General features: G+C 70.9%; 16 protein-coding genes and 1 tRNA gene. 6 read left to right on the forward strand and 11 right to left on the reverse strand.

The genetic code is table 11. From position 1 onward, the window contains the following. The first annotated feature begins 32 nt into the window (after positions 1 to 32). Positions 33 to 431 carry a peptidase inhibitor family I36 protein gene (locus AB0C35_RS04290; protein ID WP_358450378.1) on the forward strand — a complete coding sequence of 133 codons (399 nt, stop codon included), beginning with the start codon at positions 33 to 35 and terminating at the stop codon, positions 429 to 431. Positions 432 to 483: 52 nt separating this feature from the next. Here the strand turns inward: AB0C35_RS04290 and AB0C35_RS04295 are convergent, their stop codons facing one another. Continuing rightward, complete coding sequence (locus AB0C35_RS04295) at positions 484 to 1,251, reverse strand: AfsR/SARP family transcriptional regulator (RefSeq protein ID WP_358450380.1); 768 nt, start codon at positions 1,249 to 1,251, stop codon at positions 484 to 486. A gap of 164 nt (positions 1,252 to 1,415) precedes the next feature. On the opposite strand from AB0C35_RS04295, the gene AB0C35_RS04300 reads away from it, so the two are divergent. Together AB0C35_RS04300 and AB0C35_RS04305 are read left to right on the forward strand one after the other, a co-directional pair. Further along, positions 1,416 to 1,655 (forward strand): hypothetical protein, encoded by a 240-nt coding sequence (locus tag AB0C35_RS04300; protein ID WP_358450382.1) that lies wholly within the window; start codon positions 1,416 to 1,418, stop codon positions 1,653 to 1,655. A gap of 808 nt (positions 1,656 to 2,463) precedes the next feature. Continuing rightward, positions 2,464 to 2,814, forward strand: coding sequence for a hypothetical protein (locus AB0C35_RS04305; RefSeq protein ID WP_358450384.1), 351 nt, complete (start codon positions 2,464 to 2,466; stop codon positions 2,812 to 2,814). A gap of 136 nt (positions 2,815 to 2,950) precedes the next feature. Here the strand turns inward: AB0C35_RS04305 and AB0C35_RS04310 are convergent, their stop codons facing one another. Continuing rightward, entirely contained in the window at positions 2,951 to 4,018 is a 1,068-nt protein-coding gene (locus tag AB0C35_RS04310) for a hypothetical protein (RefSeq protein ID WP_358450386.1), read from the reverse strand. 604 nt (positions 4,019 to 4,622) lie between these two features. Between AB0C35_RS04310 and AB0C35_RS04315 the strand changes: the two genes are divergently transcribed. Further along, complete coding sequence (locus AB0C35_RS04315) at positions 4,623 to 5,183, forward strand: tyrosine-type recombinase/integrase (RefSeq protein ID WP_358450388.1); 561 nt, start codon at positions 4,623 to 4,625, stop codon at positions 5,181 to 5,183. Between the two features lie 228 nt (positions 5,184 to 5,411). On the opposite strand, the gene AB0C35_RS04320 is transcribed toward AB0C35_RS04315, so the two are convergent. Next, a tRNA-Asn gene (locus AB0C35_RS04320) sits at positions 5,412 to 5,484 on the reverse strand. 141 nt (positions 5,485 to 5,625) lie between these two features. On the opposite strand from AB0C35_RS04320, the gene AB0C35_RS04325 reads away from it, so the two are divergent. Further along, entirely contained in the window at positions 5,626 to 5,892 is a 267-nt protein-coding gene (locus AB0C35_RS04325) for a YtxH domain-containing protein (RefSeq protein ID WP_358450390.1), read from the forward strand. On the opposite strand, the gene AB0C35_RS04330 is transcribed toward AB0C35_RS04325, so the two are convergent. Both AB0C35_RS04330 and AB0C35_RS04335 read right to left on the reverse strand, forming a co-directional pair. Further along, positions 5,889 to 6,383 (reverse strand): hypothetical protein, encoded by a 495-nt coding sequence (locus tag AB0C35_RS04330; protein ID WP_358450392.1) that lies wholly within the window; start codon positions 6,381 to 6,383, stop codon positions 5,889 to 5,891. The genes AB0C35_RS04325 and AB0C35_RS04330 overlap by 4 nt on opposite strands. A 17-nt stretch (positions 6,384 to 6,400) precedes the next feature. Next, a complete protein-coding gene (locus tag AB0C35_RS04335) occupies positions 6,401 to 7,720 on the reverse strand; it encodes a hypothetical protein (RefSeq protein WP_358450394.1) in 1,320 nt (439 codons plus the stop codon). A 160-nt stretch (positions 7,721 to 7,880) separates the two neighbouring features. Here AB0C35_RS04335 and AB0C35_RS04340 point away from each other — a divergent pair, with 160 nt between their 5' ends. Then, positions 7,881 to 9,128, forward strand: coding sequence for a transposase (locus AB0C35_RS04340; RefSeq protein WP_358450396.1), 1,248 nt, complete (start codon positions 7,881 to 7,883; stop codon positions 9,126 to 9,128). A 117-nt stretch (positions 9,129 to 9,245) separates the two neighbouring features. On the opposite strand, the gene AB0C35_RS04345 is transcribed toward AB0C35_RS04340, so the two are convergent. The 6 genes from AB0C35_RS04345 to AB0C35_RS04370 all read right to left on the reverse strand — a co-directional run bounded on the left by AB0C35_RS04345 (position 9,246) and on the right by AB0C35_RS04370 (position 15,530). Continuing rightward, the gene (locus tag AB0C35_RS04345) at positions 9,246 to 10,043 is read right to left on the reverse strand and encodes an HAD family hydrolase (protein WP_358450398.1); all 798 of its coding nucleotides are present in this window, start codon (positions 10,041 to 10,043) and stop codon (positions 9,246 to 9,248) included. Next, on the reverse strand, positions 10,040 to 11,152 hold the full coding sequence (locus AB0C35_RS04350; RefSeq protein ID WP_358450400.1) for a cysteine protease StiP family protein: 1,113 nt from the start codon (positions 11,150 to 11,152) through the stop codon (positions 10,040 to 10,042). Before AB0C35_RS04350 ends, AB0C35_RS04345 begins: the two co-directional genes overlap by 4 nt. Further along, on the reverse strand, positions 11,149 to 12,528 hold the full coding sequence (locus AB0C35_RS04355; RefSeq protein WP_358450402.1) for a phosphoribosyltransferase family protein: 1,380 nt from the start codon (positions 12,526 to 12,528) through the stop codon (positions 11,149 to 11,151). The genes AB0C35_RS04350 and AB0C35_RS04355 overlap by 4 nt, the downstream gene beginning before the upstream one ends. Then, on the reverse strand, positions 12,525 to 13,682 hold the full coding sequence (locus AB0C35_RS04360; RefSeq protein ID WP_358450404.1) for an HpcH/HpaI aldolase/citrate lyase family protein: 1,158 nt from the start codon (positions 13,680 to 13,682) through the stop codon (positions 12,525 to 12,527). Before AB0C35_RS04360 ends, AB0C35_RS04355 begins: the two co-directional genes overlap by 4 nt. Before the next feature lie 65 nt (positions 13,683 to 13,747). Then, positions 13,748 to 14,326 carry a TerD family protein gene (locus tag AB0C35_RS04365; protein WP_358450406.1) on the reverse strand — a complete coding sequence of 193 codons (579 nt, stop codon included), beginning with the start codon at positions 14,324 to 14,326 and terminating at the stop codon, positions 13,748 to 13,750. Positions 14,327 to 14,369: 43 nt separating this feature from the next. Then, on the reverse strand, positions 14,370 to 15,530 hold the full coding sequence (locus tag AB0C35_RS04370) for a DUF475 domain-containing protein (protein WP_358450408.1): 1,161 nt from the start codon (positions 15,528 to 15,530) through the stop codon (positions 14,370 to 14,372). Positions 15,531 to 15,580: the final 50 nt, after the last annotated feature.

The raw sequence follows: 15,580 nt of genomic DNA on the forward strand, positions 1-15,580 counted from the left end.
TTCCCCGCGTCAGCCGAGAGAACGGGGAGGAAATGAACAGGATCCAGACCGGACTGCTCGCCGGGGCCGTGATGGCGGGGGTCACCACCGCCGCGATACCGTCGGCCGCCCTGGCCTCCGCCACGACCGCCGCGAACGCGTCCTGCCCGAAGGGCGACGTGTGCGTGTGGAGCGGCCGGAACGCCACGGGCGTCCGATGCAACTGGAGCGGCGACGACCCCGACTGGCAGGGCGGGTCCGTCCAGTGCAGGCCGCACGGCTTCAGGGTCAACACCGTCTGGAACAACGGATACACCAGCCACCCGTACAACAAGGTGAAGTTCTACCGGTACGCCGGCTACCGAGGCCAGATCGCCGACCCGCTGCCGGTCACGTCGGGGCCGCTCAACGCGGCCGACCTCGTCATGCGCTCACACCAGTGGTCGAGGTAGGCGGGCGAACGGGGCCGCCGGGCGTTTCACCCGCCCGGCGGCCTTCCCCCGTTCAGGGGTCGTCGCGCAGGACGGCCGTGTGGACGTCCCGCAGTTCGCGTCCCGGCCGCAGCCCGAGTTCCTCGTCCAGGCGCCGCCGCCCGTCGTGGTAGACGTCGAGCGCCTCACCGCGGCGTCCCGCCCGCGCCAGGGCCACCATCAGCAGAGCCCGGAGCCGTTCGCGGTACGGATGCTCCGCCACCGGCACCATCAGTTCACCGACGAGTTCATGGTGGCGGCCGAGCGCCAGTTCCACCCGCGCGGACTCCTCGACGGCGGTCAGCCGCAGCTCCTCCCATCGCAGTGCGCCGGCGGCGATGACGGGCCTGTCGAGTCCGGCGAGGACCGGCCCGTCCCACAGCGCGAGCGCACCGCGGAACCCGTCCGAGGCACGGGCGAGCCTGCCCGCCGCGACGTCGCGGCGCGCCCCGGCGATCAACCGCTCCGCCGCGCGGGCGTCGATCACGCCGGAGACCCGGTACCCCGGCGGGACCGTGTCGATCACATGCCCTGCGCAGCCCGCGCACCGGAACGCGCGGCGCAGCCCGGACACGGCCATGGCGATCTGCGTGCGGGCGGACGCGGGAGGTCCGCCGGGCCAGACGACGTCCACCAGCCGGTCCACGGGCACCGTCCGGTCCATCTCCAGCAGCAGCGCCGCCAGCACCAGCCGTGCCCGGCCGCCACCGAGATCGACCGGCCGCTCCCCCACGCCGGCCCGCAGCGGCCCCAGGATCCTGAACATCACGCGGTCCGTCACCGGGCGTGTCACCCCTTCCATGCCGGTCTCCGTGGACGGTCGCGGGGTGTTCGCCGGTGGTCCGGCGTGCGGGGATCTACCCCCGGAAACGGGGAGGCACAGCCGCCCGCCGTTCTGATCCGTTCAGAACGGGCCGGCACCTGCGGGTGACCGCGGCGATTACGAGCACCGCCACGACGACCACGGTGACCACGGACCCGGCCACCGCGTACCGGCGGAGCCGTCCGGGCGAGCCGGCGAGAGGCGGCGCTTCACCGGCGATGAGCCTCCAGTGCCGGACCCATCTGGCGGTCTCGTCATCGACGTCCGCCCAGTCCCGGTACCGCAAGCACGCCTCGACGAACCGTTCCGTCGCCGTCTCCGGCGGCCTGGTCAGCGGATTCCTGCCGATGAGACCGGACACGGCCGCCGGCGAGAGGCCATGACAACGCCCACACAGGGCACGGTATTTAGGTCTACCTGACCACGCGTACAGCGCCCGGAGCCTATCGATGAACTCCGGCCATGAGGTCGCGTCTTCGGGAGCGGGCGGGGGGCACGAAACAGCGGGCAAGGCACCCTCCTGCGGTCGAGCGGAGCCACACCCATTGTGACAACAGAACTACACTGCGTTCCACACCCGAACCACCCCAGCAAGCCCACCCCCAACACACACCCACAGGCCCCAACACAAAAATCCCGCCCCGAAAGGGGCGGGTGGGCGGGGGATGGCGGCGGCACGGGGGGCTCCGGGGGGGGTCGCCCCCCGGACTAGCAGACGGGAGCGATCCCGGCGAAGCCGAGCGAAGCTCGTCGAGTAGGAGGAGCCGATCGCTCCCGCGACCGGACTCGAACCAGTCGAACACCCGTTCCCCCTGGCAACCGGCCCCACGAACCAGGTACTACACGACCATCGGCGTCCACCGGCCGCCCGAACGCAGCACCGATCGAATTCGTCCTGACCGACGCCGAGCACAAGGCCACCGACAGCAACCGGGTCCGGCGCGCCCTGACCGCCTACCAGCAGGCCGCAACCCGCTACGAAGGCGTCCGCACCCACCTCGCCGACCTCCGCAACCGCGCCACCGCCCCGGACACCTGACCAGCCAACGGGCCTGACCAGCCGCCAGAACCCGGACCAGCCATAGGCCGGTCCGGGTCTTGTTTTGCCTCCCACGTCCCACAAGCCCCCGGCGACCCCGTCAGCAGCCTGGCGCGGGCGCGCTCCATCCCCCGACTCAGGGAAGCACCGTCATGTCCAACCCGCAGAACCTTCCGCCCGTCGAGCAATGGCCGATGGTCACCCCGCCCGACTGCCCCCTGTGCCAGCGCCCCGCTGACGCGGTGTGGATCGGGCCCGCCACCTATCGGGACGGCACCGAGGTCAACGTCTGGCGCTGTCGCGCCTGCCGCCACGACTGGCACATCCCCACCCACCACCGGCCGGTCCTGAACGGCCCCGACTGCCCGTACTGCCTCACCCAGGACACCTGCTGGGCCGCACTCGCACCCGACGTGCCCGGCGACCTGTGGACCTGCGACAACGGCCACGAGTTCATCCTCACCCCGGAGGGGCTGATCATCCTCCCTGAGGAGGCTGGATGAACTCGACCATCCCCACGCCGCCCGCACGACCGCCTGACCGGGCGGTTGGTGGGTGCAGCTCTTGGACCGGGACCTGTCTGTCTGGTGCAGGCGACCGCTGCTGAAGAGCTGCACTCGGCGTCCCCATGGAGCGGGTTCAGTCGAGGCGCTGTGCGGCGGCGGCGCGGACCTCGGACGTTTCCATAGGGTCGTCGCGCAGGAAGCGCAGGCGTGCGCAGGTGGGATCGGTGAGCTGGACGTGGGCGGCGGCCAGTTCCCGGACGTCGGCCTCGCAGTCCCACAGTCCCTCGGACAACTGCCAAGGAGGCTCTCCCGGGGATGCGAACGCCATGAGCGCCTTGAGGACGGCAGCACGTTCGTAGGTGTGAGGGGAGAACCACAGTCGCTTCAGCCGCGGCACGATCTGTGCCGCCCGATCGCCTCCGATGCGGGTCAGCCCCGCGATCAGGTCCCGGTAGCACCGGCTGAGGCCCCCATCGCGCGTACGCACGCGGTCCACCGCCTCCAGCAAGGCGGGAACATCGCGCTCGTCGCCCGCCCTGGCCACAACCCAGACGGAGAGCCAGTACTGAGGGTGATCAGGTATCGCTGCCCACCGGCGGGCCTGCGCCAGTTCAGGATCTGCAGTCGGCTCGGGCAGCAGGCGGGCGGTGGCTTTCCGGGCGTCCTCGATCGCTGCTGCGATGCGCTCGTCGTGCTCGGCCCACCGTGTCCACGGCAAGGACCTGCACAGGATCAGGTGGCGGTCGACAGTGGCGATGCGGTCCCGCAAACGCGGATACAGATCGTCCCAGAACTCGGCGTCCCAACCGGAGCCCGCCATGTGCAGGGCTTGGAGCCAGTGCGGGCCTTGGATGATGTGGCGGCGCACACCGTCGACCGCCTGGCGGTTTCCGACGCGGCCGAGGACCTCCAGCACCTCCAGGGTCAGGGCCGCGCCGTTCTCGTCGTCCTCGGGTGGGGCCTGATCCAGCACGGCCAGGAGGCGGTCGATCGGGATCTCCAGGTCACAGACCAGACGAGCCAGATAGACGGCACGCTCATCGACGTCCCACGACCAGCGGTGGTCGCGCCGCAGGCAGGACAGCACCGCTTCAACGGCGGCGGGATCGGCCATCGCTTCGATCACACCGCGGCCCATCCCGCGTTGAAGGGCACCCAGCAGAGTGTTGGGGTGGGCGTAGAAGTCTTCTTCGTCATCCATCGCCCAGCAGCCTGCCCAGCCGGCCTGCCCAGCGCGAACTATTTTGGGCGAGGCTCGTTCTCGAGAGACCCGTCCGCCCAGCTCACAAGCTCCCTGCAAAGGAGCTGCACCCATGCCCGATCACCGCCCCGGCGCGGATGGCCGGTCGGGCCCAGCGCGCCGAGGCGGCCTGTGAAGCCAGGGCGACGGCTGCGCCGGGCGGCGCGGTCCCGGCGTCGGCCCGGAGAATTCGGTTCGAAGGACCTGCCGCGGCTGACCGGGATCTTGGCCGTCGCTACCGTGCGGGCCGGGCTGCCCCTGGGCGGCGAGCCGCTGAAGATGGCGGGCCCCCGCTTGCGCGGCGGCGGCCTGCGCATTCCGGTGTTGGGCGCGACGCAACGTCGCCACTGCGTCAGCCAACTGCGTCAGGCTGCCAAGCAGCCGCAGCCACGCGGCGCTGTCTCGGTGTTGTGGCCCGGCCGCGGCCAGCAGGCGCGCCGCACGCCGTAGCCGCACCCCGGCCGTAGAAGGCGGCGGGACCCGCGCGTACGGGCGGCGGGCAGCTCGGTCATACAGGTCAGCTGCCTGCCGTAGCCGGGCGTTTGGGTGGGCCCGGACAGAGGAGATGCGGGCGCTCCGCTGGTCTCACGTCGTCGCGTACGACGCCGAGCGCCAGGTGTGGCTGCCGGTCGACAAGGCCGGATGGGAACACCGGGAGTTCGCTGTGTACGTATGGCGGGCGGACCGCCACGGCGAGGACACCAAGACCGAGAGGTCGCGGCGTAGCCTCAAGCTCCCGGCCAGGTGCGTCTCAGCTCTCCATGAACTCTACAGCGCACAGGCAGGCGCCCTCCTGGACGCCGGGGGCGACTTCCCTCCCCCTCCTGACCGTCTCGTCTTCCCCAAGCCCGATGGGCGTATGCAGGGGCCGATGGACGTGCTCCGGGCCTTCCGGAAGGTGGCTGATCGCGCTGGTCTGGACGGCTCGGAGTGGACGACCCGGGAGTTGCGGCACACCTTTGTGTCCCTGCTGTCGGACAACGAGATGCCGATCAAGGACATCGCGCGGCTGGTCGGCCATAGCAGCACCCGCGTCACGGAGACGGTTTACCGGCACCAGCTGCGGCCCGTCCTGGAGAGTGGCGCCACACAGATGGACCGCATCTTCCCCGGGGATGCCTCATGAGGATGCCAGCGGACGAGGTCCGCCCATGCCGACCGAGGCTCGTCAACTGACTGGCGAAGCGAGCACGATGGGGGCCATGGGTCGTTCCCATCGGCCTGATCCTGAATGGCTCACTTATGCAGAGATTGGTGGGCCCTGGTCAGGCACTTGGTCAGGCAGCGGTGGGGAAGGTTCGTTCCGGCGCGGCCAGACGGGGCCTGACCTGCGGCTTTTTAGCACCAAGAGAGGCTCCCGCGACTGGACTCGAACCAGTAACCTGCCGGTTAACAGCCGGCTGCTCTGCCAATTGAGCTACGCGGGATCGTTGGTCCGGCGGGGCGGTGGGCCCCTGCTGGCGCCCCTAGGTTAGCGCATGTCGGGGGTTGCTCGCGCACGGTTATGGGTTGGGGCGGCGTTGGCGGGTATGGGGGTGTCACGAATCCGCCGTCGGTTGGAGTTGGGCATGAAGACTCGCATGATGTTCATGGCAGGGGCCGCGATCGGTTACGTCCTGGGGACGAAGGCCGGGCGTGAGCGGTACGAGCAGATCAAGAGGCTGTCGCAGCAGATGTCGGAGAACCCGAACGTGCAGGAGGCGGCGGGGAAGATCCGGGCGAAGGGCGAGGAGTTCGCCGGCAAGGCGGGGCATCTGAAGGAGCGGGTGCCACAGCAGGTGCCGGGGCGCCACAAGGCTTCGGAGGAGCAGCCTCCGCAGGTGTACCCCAGTTAGAGGCCGGTCTGGCGGCGCAGGTCTTCGAGGACGTGTTCGGCTTGGGCTCGCAGGCCCGGGTCGGCGGGGTCGAGTCCTGCCTCGAAGACGAAGGTCCAGCGCACGTCGCCGCCTGTGGTGGGGCGCCGGCCGGCGATGCGGACTTTTCCGCCGCCGGGGAGTACGGCGTGGTGGCTGACGGCGATGGTGGCGGTGACGCGTTCCCGGACGGTTTCGGGGACGGAGCCGGGTTCGGTGAGCCGGACGTGGTGTTCGGCGCCTGTGGACGTCTCCTGGACGTCGAGGCTGCCGTCCTTCCAGGTGGCGTGGTCGACGCGTTCCCAGGGGATGCGGGTGTATCCGCCTTCGGGCGTGGGCAGGTGCAGCGCGGTGGTGGTGGCGGTCACGTGGGAGCCGCCGCGGGTGGGGGCGGCGGCGAGGACGCGTTCGCCCCGTTCGAGCGTGAGCGCGGCGCGGACCGCTGCGGGCAGGGAACCACGGCGTAGGCGCATGCCCCCACGGTAGGCGATCAGGCGGCCTGGGGGGCTCGGCGGGCTCCGAGCAGGTCGAGGACGAGCGCCGCGGACCAGGCGTAGTCGTGGCTGCCGCGGCCGGTGCCGTCGAACGGGTCGAAGAATTCGCGGAAGCCGGATTGGCGGACGAGCCGCATGGTGGAGCCGTAGAGCAGGTCGGCGACGACGGGGAGGCCGTGTCCGAGTGCGCCGTACCAGACGAGCCAGTTGGTGCTGATCCAGGTGGGGCCGCGCCAGTAGCCGCCGCGGTCGAACGCGGGCGCCTGGATGTCGCAGGTGGGGACGGGGTATCCGGCGGCGCCGGCGAACCGCGCCGACAGGAGCAGGTCGACGAGGTTGCGGACGATCGGGGCGGGCAGTTCGGGGTCGAGGAGGGGGCCGAACGCGCCGACGGTGACGACGGGCAGGAGGCGGTCGTCGCGCAGGTCGCGGGCGCGGAAGCAGCCGGTTTCGGGGTCCCAGAGCCGTTCGAGCAGGGCGCAGTGGATGCGCTGCGCGCGTTCGCGGTGCGGGACGGGATCGGCGCCGACGATTTCGGAGATTTCGGCGAGGGCGTGGGTGGAGGCCAGGTAGGTGGCGTTGACGAGGGGGTCTTCGACGGCGAACGGGTGCGCTTCGCGGAGGTAGCCGGGGTGGTAGCCGGCTTCGCGCATGAGGGCGACGAGCCAGACGTAGCGTTCGTAGTCTTCGCCGGTCGGCAGCGTGTGGGTGCGTTGCGCGGGGGCGTAGGCGGTGGGCGGGAGCTGGAGGGCGCCGAGGGGGCGGTCCCAGGCGGGGCTGTTGTCGAGGCCCGATTCCCATGGGTGGCAGATCGCGATGAGGCCGCTGGAGTCGAGGTCGCGGGCGCGGGCGAGGTAGCGGTGCTGGGCGGTCAGCATGGGGTGCAGCCGGGTGAGGAAGGCGCGGCTGGCGTCTGCGTCGGCGGCGCATTCGTGGAGGCGGAGGGCGGCGAGGGCGTGCAGCGGCGGCTGGGTGAGGCCGGAGGTGTGCACGCCGGGGGGCGCGTCCGGCTGGTGTTCGCTGCGCCACAGTTCGGGGCCGGGGAAGTACGCGTGCCGGGCGAGGGTGGTGTCGAACACGATGTGCGGGAGCATCCCGTCGGCCCATTGGCCGCGGAACAGCGAGAGCAGTTCGGCTTCGGCGCGGTCGTGGCGGTGGCGGGCGAGGCCCATGCTGATGAACGCCGAGTCCCAGCTCCACTGGTGCGGGTAGAGGCCGGGCGACGCCGCTGTGGCCGTACCGGTCCAGTTCGCATCGAGAACCCTGGCCGCGGCCTTCCACAGCGCGGTCTCATCGCCGGTCAGACGGGAGCTCATGTGTTCAGGGGGCTTCCAGCGAGGAACTCCGCCCCTTCAGGGCGGGAGGAATCGCTTCTGGTGCATCGCGGCGCGTCGGCGCAGCCGGAGACGGCGAGTGGGTGACATGCAGGTCATACACCGCCGTGAGTGATCGTGGTTGCGTTGAATGATTCCGTCGGTGCATACCACTACGGTCGTGGCCGTGAAGATCGTGGTGAAGGTGAAGCTGCTGCCGTCGCCCGAGCAGGCGGCGACGATGGCGGCGACCCTGCACGCGGTGAATACCGCCGCGAGCCACGTGTCGGCCACCGCGTTCGACCGGTTCGGGCTCAAGGGCCGGGTGTTCGACCTGCGCCGCGCCTGCTACGGCGACCTCAAGGCCGCCGGACTGGGTGCACAAGCGGCCCAGCACGTGATCAAACGCGTCGTTGACGCTTACACCACGCTGCGCGGCCAGATCAAGGCCGGGCGGCTGGGCGGGGCGGACTCGCCGCGCCGGATCAAGGCCACCTCCAAGCCGATCGTTTTTCGGCCGGATGCGGCGCACACTTATGACGACCGCAACCTGTCGTGGCAGGTCGACGCCCGCACCGTGTCGATCTGGACTTTGCAGGGCCGGATGAAGGACGTGGCGTTCACCGGTTCGCCCACGCAGCTCAAGACTCTCGCAGAGCACCGCCAGGGCGAATCGGACCTGCTCTACCGGGGCGGGAAGTGGTTCTTGGTCGCCACCTGCGACATCCCCGAGAAGCCGCTCAACAGCGACCCGCGCGACTGGATCGGCGTGGACCGCGGGATCGCCAACCTCGCCTCCACCTCCGATGGCGTCAACCATCAGGGCCGGGGGCTGGAGCGCTACCGGCGGCACATGGCGCGGGTGCGGGCCGAGTTGCAGGCCAAGCACACTCGGTCGGCCAAGCGCAAGCTGAAGAAGAGGGCGCGCCGGGAGACCCGGCACGCCACCCACATCAACCATGCCATCGCAAAGACGGTGGTGGCCGATGCCGAACGCACCGGTCGCGGGATCGCCCTCGAAAAGCTCGACGGCATCCGTGATCGGATAAGGGTTCCACGGCACCAGCGGGCCACCCATTCGTCCTGGCCGTTCCACCAACTCGGAGAATTCCTCGGCTACAAAGCCCTCCGCGCGGGCGTACCGGTGATCGAGGTGGACGCGCACTACACCTCCCAGACCTGCCCGCGCTGCGGGCACAGGTCCCGCAAGAACCGTCCCACCCGGGATGACTTCTCGTGCGTCGTGTGCGGGCTCGCTGGCCCCGCCGACCACATCGCCGCCGTGAACGTCCAAAGACGCGCACGAACGGCGAGGGTGCTCGTCAACGCGCCCCATGCGACCGTGTCACCGTCCTCTCCGTCAGGGGCAGTCACGAGTTGCAAGCCCGGCCCTTCAAGGCCGGGTCGTTGACGGTGTCCTCCTCCTGAGCTGGGAGGCCCTACGGTGATTGTGACCCCGGAAGGCCGCCGCTGCGACCCCCTTGGGTTCGTCGCTTGCCAACGGCGTCCGGGGTCGGGCCGTGATTTTTCACGCGTGTTCCAGCAGCCAGTCCGCGATCTCCTGCCCGGCGAGGATTCCGCGTGCGGTGGTGACGGTCGTGGACGGGGACGTCCAGCCGGTGTCGTGCAGTTCGCCGTGGGCGGGGCGGATGGACAGGTCGGCGGCTTCGAGGAGTTCGATGTCCAGGAGCGAGTCGCCGGCGGCCAGCGTTGTGGACGCGCCCGTCCGGTGGGCGACCTCCGCGGCGGCGGCGGCCTTGGTCAGGCACGCGGGCAGGCAGTACACCTTGCGGCCTTGCAGGGACGTCCGCCAGCCGCGTTCGGCGCACCATCCGGTGAGGTCGTCCACCCATCCGGACGGCAGCGAGGCCCGGTCGACGACCGTGTAGGCGAACAGGCCGGACGCGTCGCGCCGCTTGAGGACGAAGTCGCCGCCGGTCCGGACGAGGTGTTCCCGGATCTCCGCGAGCGGCGCGCTTCCGTCGGCGACGCGTGTCCGGACGGACGCCGCCCATTCCGGGTCGTCGACGCCGTTCACGAGGAGGTGCCCGCCGTTCGCGGTGACGGCGTACTCGGCCGGCTTCTCCAGCAGCTGGACGCGCCGGTACTGCTCCGGTGTGCGCGTCGTCGTGGGGACGAACGCCGCGGCCGTCGAGAGGGCCTCCAGCGTGCGCGCAGACGCCTCGGTCATGTAGGAGAGCGGCGCGCCTTGGTAGAACTCCACGCACAGCAGGCGCGGCATCGTCTCGTCTGGCCCGTCCAAGGCGAACGCGGCGGTGGAGTAGATGAGCGTGCGGTCGAGGTCGGCGCACACCAGGACGGTCACTGGACGGCTCCCTTGCCGAACCGGGGGTGGATGAATCCCATGCAGGCGTAGGGGAACCGGCCGGGTTCGACGTCGACGACGGGGACTCCGCGTTCGCCTGCGAGGAGCCTGATGTGCGACACCTCGGGACCGGCGTCGGCCCGCACGAGCACCTTCCACGGGACGCGGCGCAGCAGAACCCGGGTGGTCTCCCCGATCCCCGGCTTGACGAGGTTCAGGTCGTCGATCCCGTCGGCGGCGGCGCAGCGGCGGACGGCCTCCCACCCGGACCAGTCGGGTGCGCGGTCGGCGGCGCGATGGCCGGGCAGGTCCTTCGCGACCCGCTCGGCGACGTCCCCGAACCGGGCGCACACGGCGTCGAGGAACACGGCGGACACGTCGTCGCCGGCCAGGCCGGCGTAGAACTTGGCGCCGTGGAAGTCTCCGGGGCCGATGAGGTCGGCGTTCAGGACGGTACGGCTCACCAGCCCGGACACTGTCGAGTTGAGGCAGGCGGACGGGATCAGGAAGTCGTCGCGGGTCCCGTACAGCGACGTGCACCGCCCCGGGTCGGCCAGGACGGCGAGGTCGGCGGGAAACGGGTGCGCGGCCAGCGCGGCGGTCAGTTCCCGCGTGATCGCGCCCTTGCCCGTCCAGCCGTCGACGAACATCACCGACGCCGGGTCGTGGTGCTCGGCGAGGTACCGCAGCGCCACGGTGTCGATGCCGCGCGCCCGGACGATGCTGACCGCGTAGTGCGGCAGGTCCAGGCCGTGCGCGAACCGCGCCCAGCGCCGCATGAGGATGCCGACCGGCGTCCCCGCGCGGGCCAGCGACGCCAGGACGGCGTCCGGGCCGCGTTCGGCGAGGATCATCTCGGTGACGAGCCCGGTCGCGTACGCGATCCGCTCGGCGGACGCCTCCAGCGCCCGGTGGAACAGCCGCCGGTACTCCGGGCCGGGCTGGTACTCCACCGGCAGCGACTCGGCGTAGTGGGCGCGGCCCGCCTGGATCGCCGCCTCACGCTCCTCGGTGGGCGCTTCGAGCCGCACCTGCGAGAGGTCCTTGAGCAGCCAGGTGACGTCCTCCGCCGGGTAGCTGCCGAAAGACGGTCCGTGCAGCGGTTTCATGTGCCCCTCCTGGCGGGGACCGCCGCGACCAGGACGGGTGCGAGCGTGCGCAGGCGCTCAAGGAGCCCGCCCGCGAGCGCCGAGGTGTCACCGATGTCGTCCACCACGAACACGATCCTGTCGAAGCCGTTCCGTTCCGACGCCGGGGAGACGTTGTAGGCGTACCGCTCCCCCGGCCCGTCGGCGGGGTCGTCGTGCGCCTGGAACGCCAGGCGCGTCCTGATCGCGTAGCCGGGGTCGTCGACGGCGAGCACCGGCGAACGGGTCGTCGTCGAGTACCGGACGTCCACGCCCGGCAGCGCGTCGGCGAGCGCCTCGGCGAGCCGCAGCGGCGCGTACATCAGCTCCTCGAACCCGAGGACGAGGACGCGGGAGGGGCCGTTCCCGAGCCCGGCCGCCGTGGCGTCGGCCATCCGCGCCAGGTCCTTCTCCAGCCGGGTCCGGTGCTCGGGCAGGAACCCGTGGCGTCCTCCGTCCGGGAGCCCCGTGGGCCATTCCAGGCCGAGCCGGGACACCGCGAACGTGGCCGCCGCCTCGTGCGCGGGCGTCGCACGGGCGGAAAGGTCGGCGACGAGCGCCTCCCCCGTCTCCAGGATGTCTTCGGGGAGGTCGACGTGGCCTCCGGCGAGGGCCACGGCGTCGATGCGGGTCCCCAGCCGGGCGGCGAGTTCGTCCATCCGGGCCCGGTCGGCGGGGCCGCGCAGGTCGACCAGGGCGGCAAGGACGTAATGGTCCCTGGGACGGGCGGTGTGCAGGGCCGCAATGGTGTTCAGCACCGTCCGGCCGGTGGAGAGCTCGTCGTCCACCAGCACCATGGGCACATCACGGTCGAGGGCGGCGGAGTCGGCGGGCAGCAGCAGATGGCTCGTGGCGTGACTGTGCTCCTCCTCGAACCCTCCGTACATGGCAAAGCCCGCGACGGGACGGCGTGTGGAGTGCAGGTAGTAGGCGCCTCCCAGAGCGTCCGCCACCGAATGCCCCAAGGCCGTGGCGGTCTCCGCGTAACCCAGGACTATGGCGTCCACGGGCGTCTGGGGCGCGCGCAGAAGGTCGCGCAGACCCGCCGCCCTACCCGGCACTCCCCGAAGAGCATCAGGGAGAAGAGACCCAGGCTGGGACGGCTCCTCACCGCGCAGGCGCGCGCGCACAAGCTCCCCCAGCAGAAGCCCCGACCCGTACACGAGCCGCGGGTCGGTCGGGACGTGCTTGCCCAGCACCGCCGAGACCAGCAGGTGCGCACGGCGCGGATTGCGCCGCACGGCCAGCCCGACGAGATCCGCGAGCCCGACGCCCACCGGACGCGGGCCGTCCGTGAGCCGCACCCCGAGACGGGACGCCACCCACGAACCGGGCCAGCCGGGAGGGAGGGCGGTCACCGGCTGCCCGCCGCTTCCAGCAGCTCGACGAACGTGACGTCCTCCGCCGCCACCCCGAACACCCGGGCGCGCAGCATCAGCCGCTGCGCCCACGCGCGGTGCGGCTTGGCCTCGTTCATCTTGTTGGCGTACGCGCTGGCCATCGCCCCTCCCCCGGAGACACCGAGAATGTCGGCCGCGTCGCAGTACTCCTCGTGCGTCACCACCGACAGGGCGTGCACCGCCGCCACATGGCTCGGATGTATCACCGTCTTGCCGATGAGGCCGTTCGCCTTGTCCAGGTGCACCTCGCGGATCAGCCCGTCCAGATCGGACGTGATCAGCCGCTGCCGGAGCGGCGCAGCCCGCTGCGCCTCGAACGGCGACTGCCGAAGCTGCGGCTTGAACATCCGCTCCCCCGCCGAGAAGTACTCCCACACCGGCCCGGTCACCACGTAGCCGGTGCCGTCCGCCCGGCCGAGAATGTTGACCACGTCGCAGATCACACCCGCGACGGGCCGGATGTCGTAGATCGTCAGGTCCGGCGGGCGGCGCAGCCCGTACGCCGCGGACATGTCCGTCGCCCCGATCCGCACGGCCAGGATCCGCGGCCGGTGCTTGGCGAGCAACCGCGCCACATCGTGCAGCATTTCCGTCCGGGACTCGGCGTACACCGCCTCCGGGCTCTCGATCACCGGCATCGCCAGCAGCCGCAGCCCCGTCCGGGCGGCCGCGTCCTCCAGCGCGTCCAGGAACGCTCCACCCGACGCCGCCGTGAACTTCGGCAGCACGAACCCCGTCACCAGCGCGGCGGCGTCGCCGAGACGGCCGATCAGGTCGCCGATCTGCCCGGGGTCGCGGACCCGGACGAACAGCAGCGGCACGTCCGCGTCACGTTCATGCAGCGCCCGCACCTGCGCCACCAGGTTCGACTCCCCGGCCGCGACCTCGTCGTCGCCGATCGCGTCCTCCAGGCACAGGACCATGCTCATCACGCCGCGGCGCGCCGCCCGCTCGACGTCGTCGGCGATCGCGGGCCGGGTGGACGGGCTGTACAGCGTCGCCCCCAGCGCCACGGCCAGCACCCCCGGATCGTCATGCCGGTCGAACGTCCGCGGGTGCCGGTGGAACAGAAGCTTGCGACGCGCGGCGTCGATGTGGTCGAAATGCCGCATGGACGCCCCGTCAGACCCGCCGGGTCATGAGATCGGGCACCGGATCATCGGGCCGGGGCCCCGCGTCACAGGTGCGCCGACACTGCGGGCAGCAGATGCTGGAACGTCCGGCCCGTCGCGGTCGCGCCGATCGCCGTCATCGACCAGCCGTCGCCGTCCCGCGACACCTTCGCCATGATCTGCGCGTTGTGCTGCCCGGCGCCGCTCAGGTCGTAGCGCGCGATCTCCTGGCCGGTGCTCTCGTCCACCAGCCGGCAGAACGCGTTCGCGATCTGCGTGAAGTCCTGGCCGGTGAAGGAGTTCACCGTGAACACCAGCTGGGTGACGTTGGGCGGGACGCCCTGCAGGTCGACGTTGATGACCTCGTCGTCGCCCTCGCCCTCGCCGGTCAGGTTGTCGCCGGTGTGCAGGACCGAGCCGTCCTTGCTGCGCAGCTGCCGGAACCACACCTGGTCGGCGAGGTTCCCGCTGGCGTCGAACAGCAGGCAGGACGCGTCCAGGTCGATGTTCTGGGGCTTGCCCTTGCCGAACAGGCCCTTCTTGGCGACGGCGTCCCAGCCGAGGCCCATCTTGACCCGGGAGAGCGTTCCCCCGCCGGGTTTGGCCAGCGAGACCTTCTGGCCCTTCTGCAGCGAGATGGACATCGTTCGGCTCCTTCGATGATCGATGCTGTCGCGAGGTGGAAGGTCAGACCTTGCTGGAGTGGAGCTCCTTGTCGCCCTCCCCGGACGCCTCCTCGGACGGTTCCCCGTCCTCTCCGCGGTTGCGGAGGATGGAGCTGGCGAACGCGGCGATGATCAGCCCGGCGCCGAGCCCGCCGGTGATCCACTCGGGGACGTGGTGGCCGATGCTGATCAGCATGCAGACCGCGAGCGCCCCGATCGCCCAGTGCGCGCCGTGCTCCAGGTACACGTACTCGTGCAGCGTGCCCTTGCGGACCAGGAACACCGTCAGCGACCGGATGTACATGGCGCCGATGCCGAGGCCCAGCGCGATGACGATCGGGTCGGTGCTGATCGCGAACGCGCCGATGACGCCGTCGAAGCTGAACGACGCGTCCAGCACCTCCAGGTACAGGAAGAGGAAGAACCCGGCCTTGCCGGTGGCCAGCGCCAGATTGCTCGGCCCGCCGCGTCCCCGCCCGGCGTCCTGCAGGGCTTCCCGCGCGGTCACCTCGGCGCCGTCGGCGCCGGCCTCCTCCGCCTCGTCGTCCTCGCCGGGTTCGCTCGCCTCGGAGAACAGCTCGCCGAGCCCGTTGACCAGGATGTAGGTCACCATTCCGAGCACACCGGCGATCATGACGGTGCCCGGGTCGTCGGCGGCCAGCCACGCCACGAACGACAGCGAGCCGCCCGCGACGACCACGGCCAGCTGGTCCAGCCTGCCGATCCGGGCGAGCGGCCGCTCCAGCCACGGGAGCCACTTGTCGGCGCGCTCCTCGAACACGAAGTTCAGGAACAGCATCATCAGGAACATGCCGCCGAACGCCGCGATCGTCGGGTAGGCGTCGTTCATCAGGTCGTGGTAGCGGTCCGAGTCGTTGAGCGCCAGGTCGAACGCCTCGATCGGGCCCAGCTGGGCGGTGAGCCCCACGATCAGCAACGGGAAGACCAGCCGCATGCCGAACACCGCGATCGCGATGCCGATCGTCAGGAAGATCTTCTGCCAGAAGGGGCTCATCCGATCGAGCACCTTGGCGTTGACCACGGCGTTGTCGAACGACAGCGAGATCTCGAGGACGGCCAGCACGGCGACCAGGGCCAGCCCGGTCGGCCCGCCGTAGAGCATGGCGAGGAGCAGGCCGACGGCCGTGACGCCGAAGGACCACCCGAAGGTGCGAAGAATCATGCGCGTATTTCTGCTAGAGAGGTCGGCCGGACGTGGCGGCCGGGATGCGG

Source organism: Spirillospora sp. NPDC048819 (genome assembly GCF_040650055.1).
Classification (GTDB): Bacteria; Actinomycetota; Actinomycetes; order Streptosporangiales; family Streptosporangiaceae; genus Spirillospora.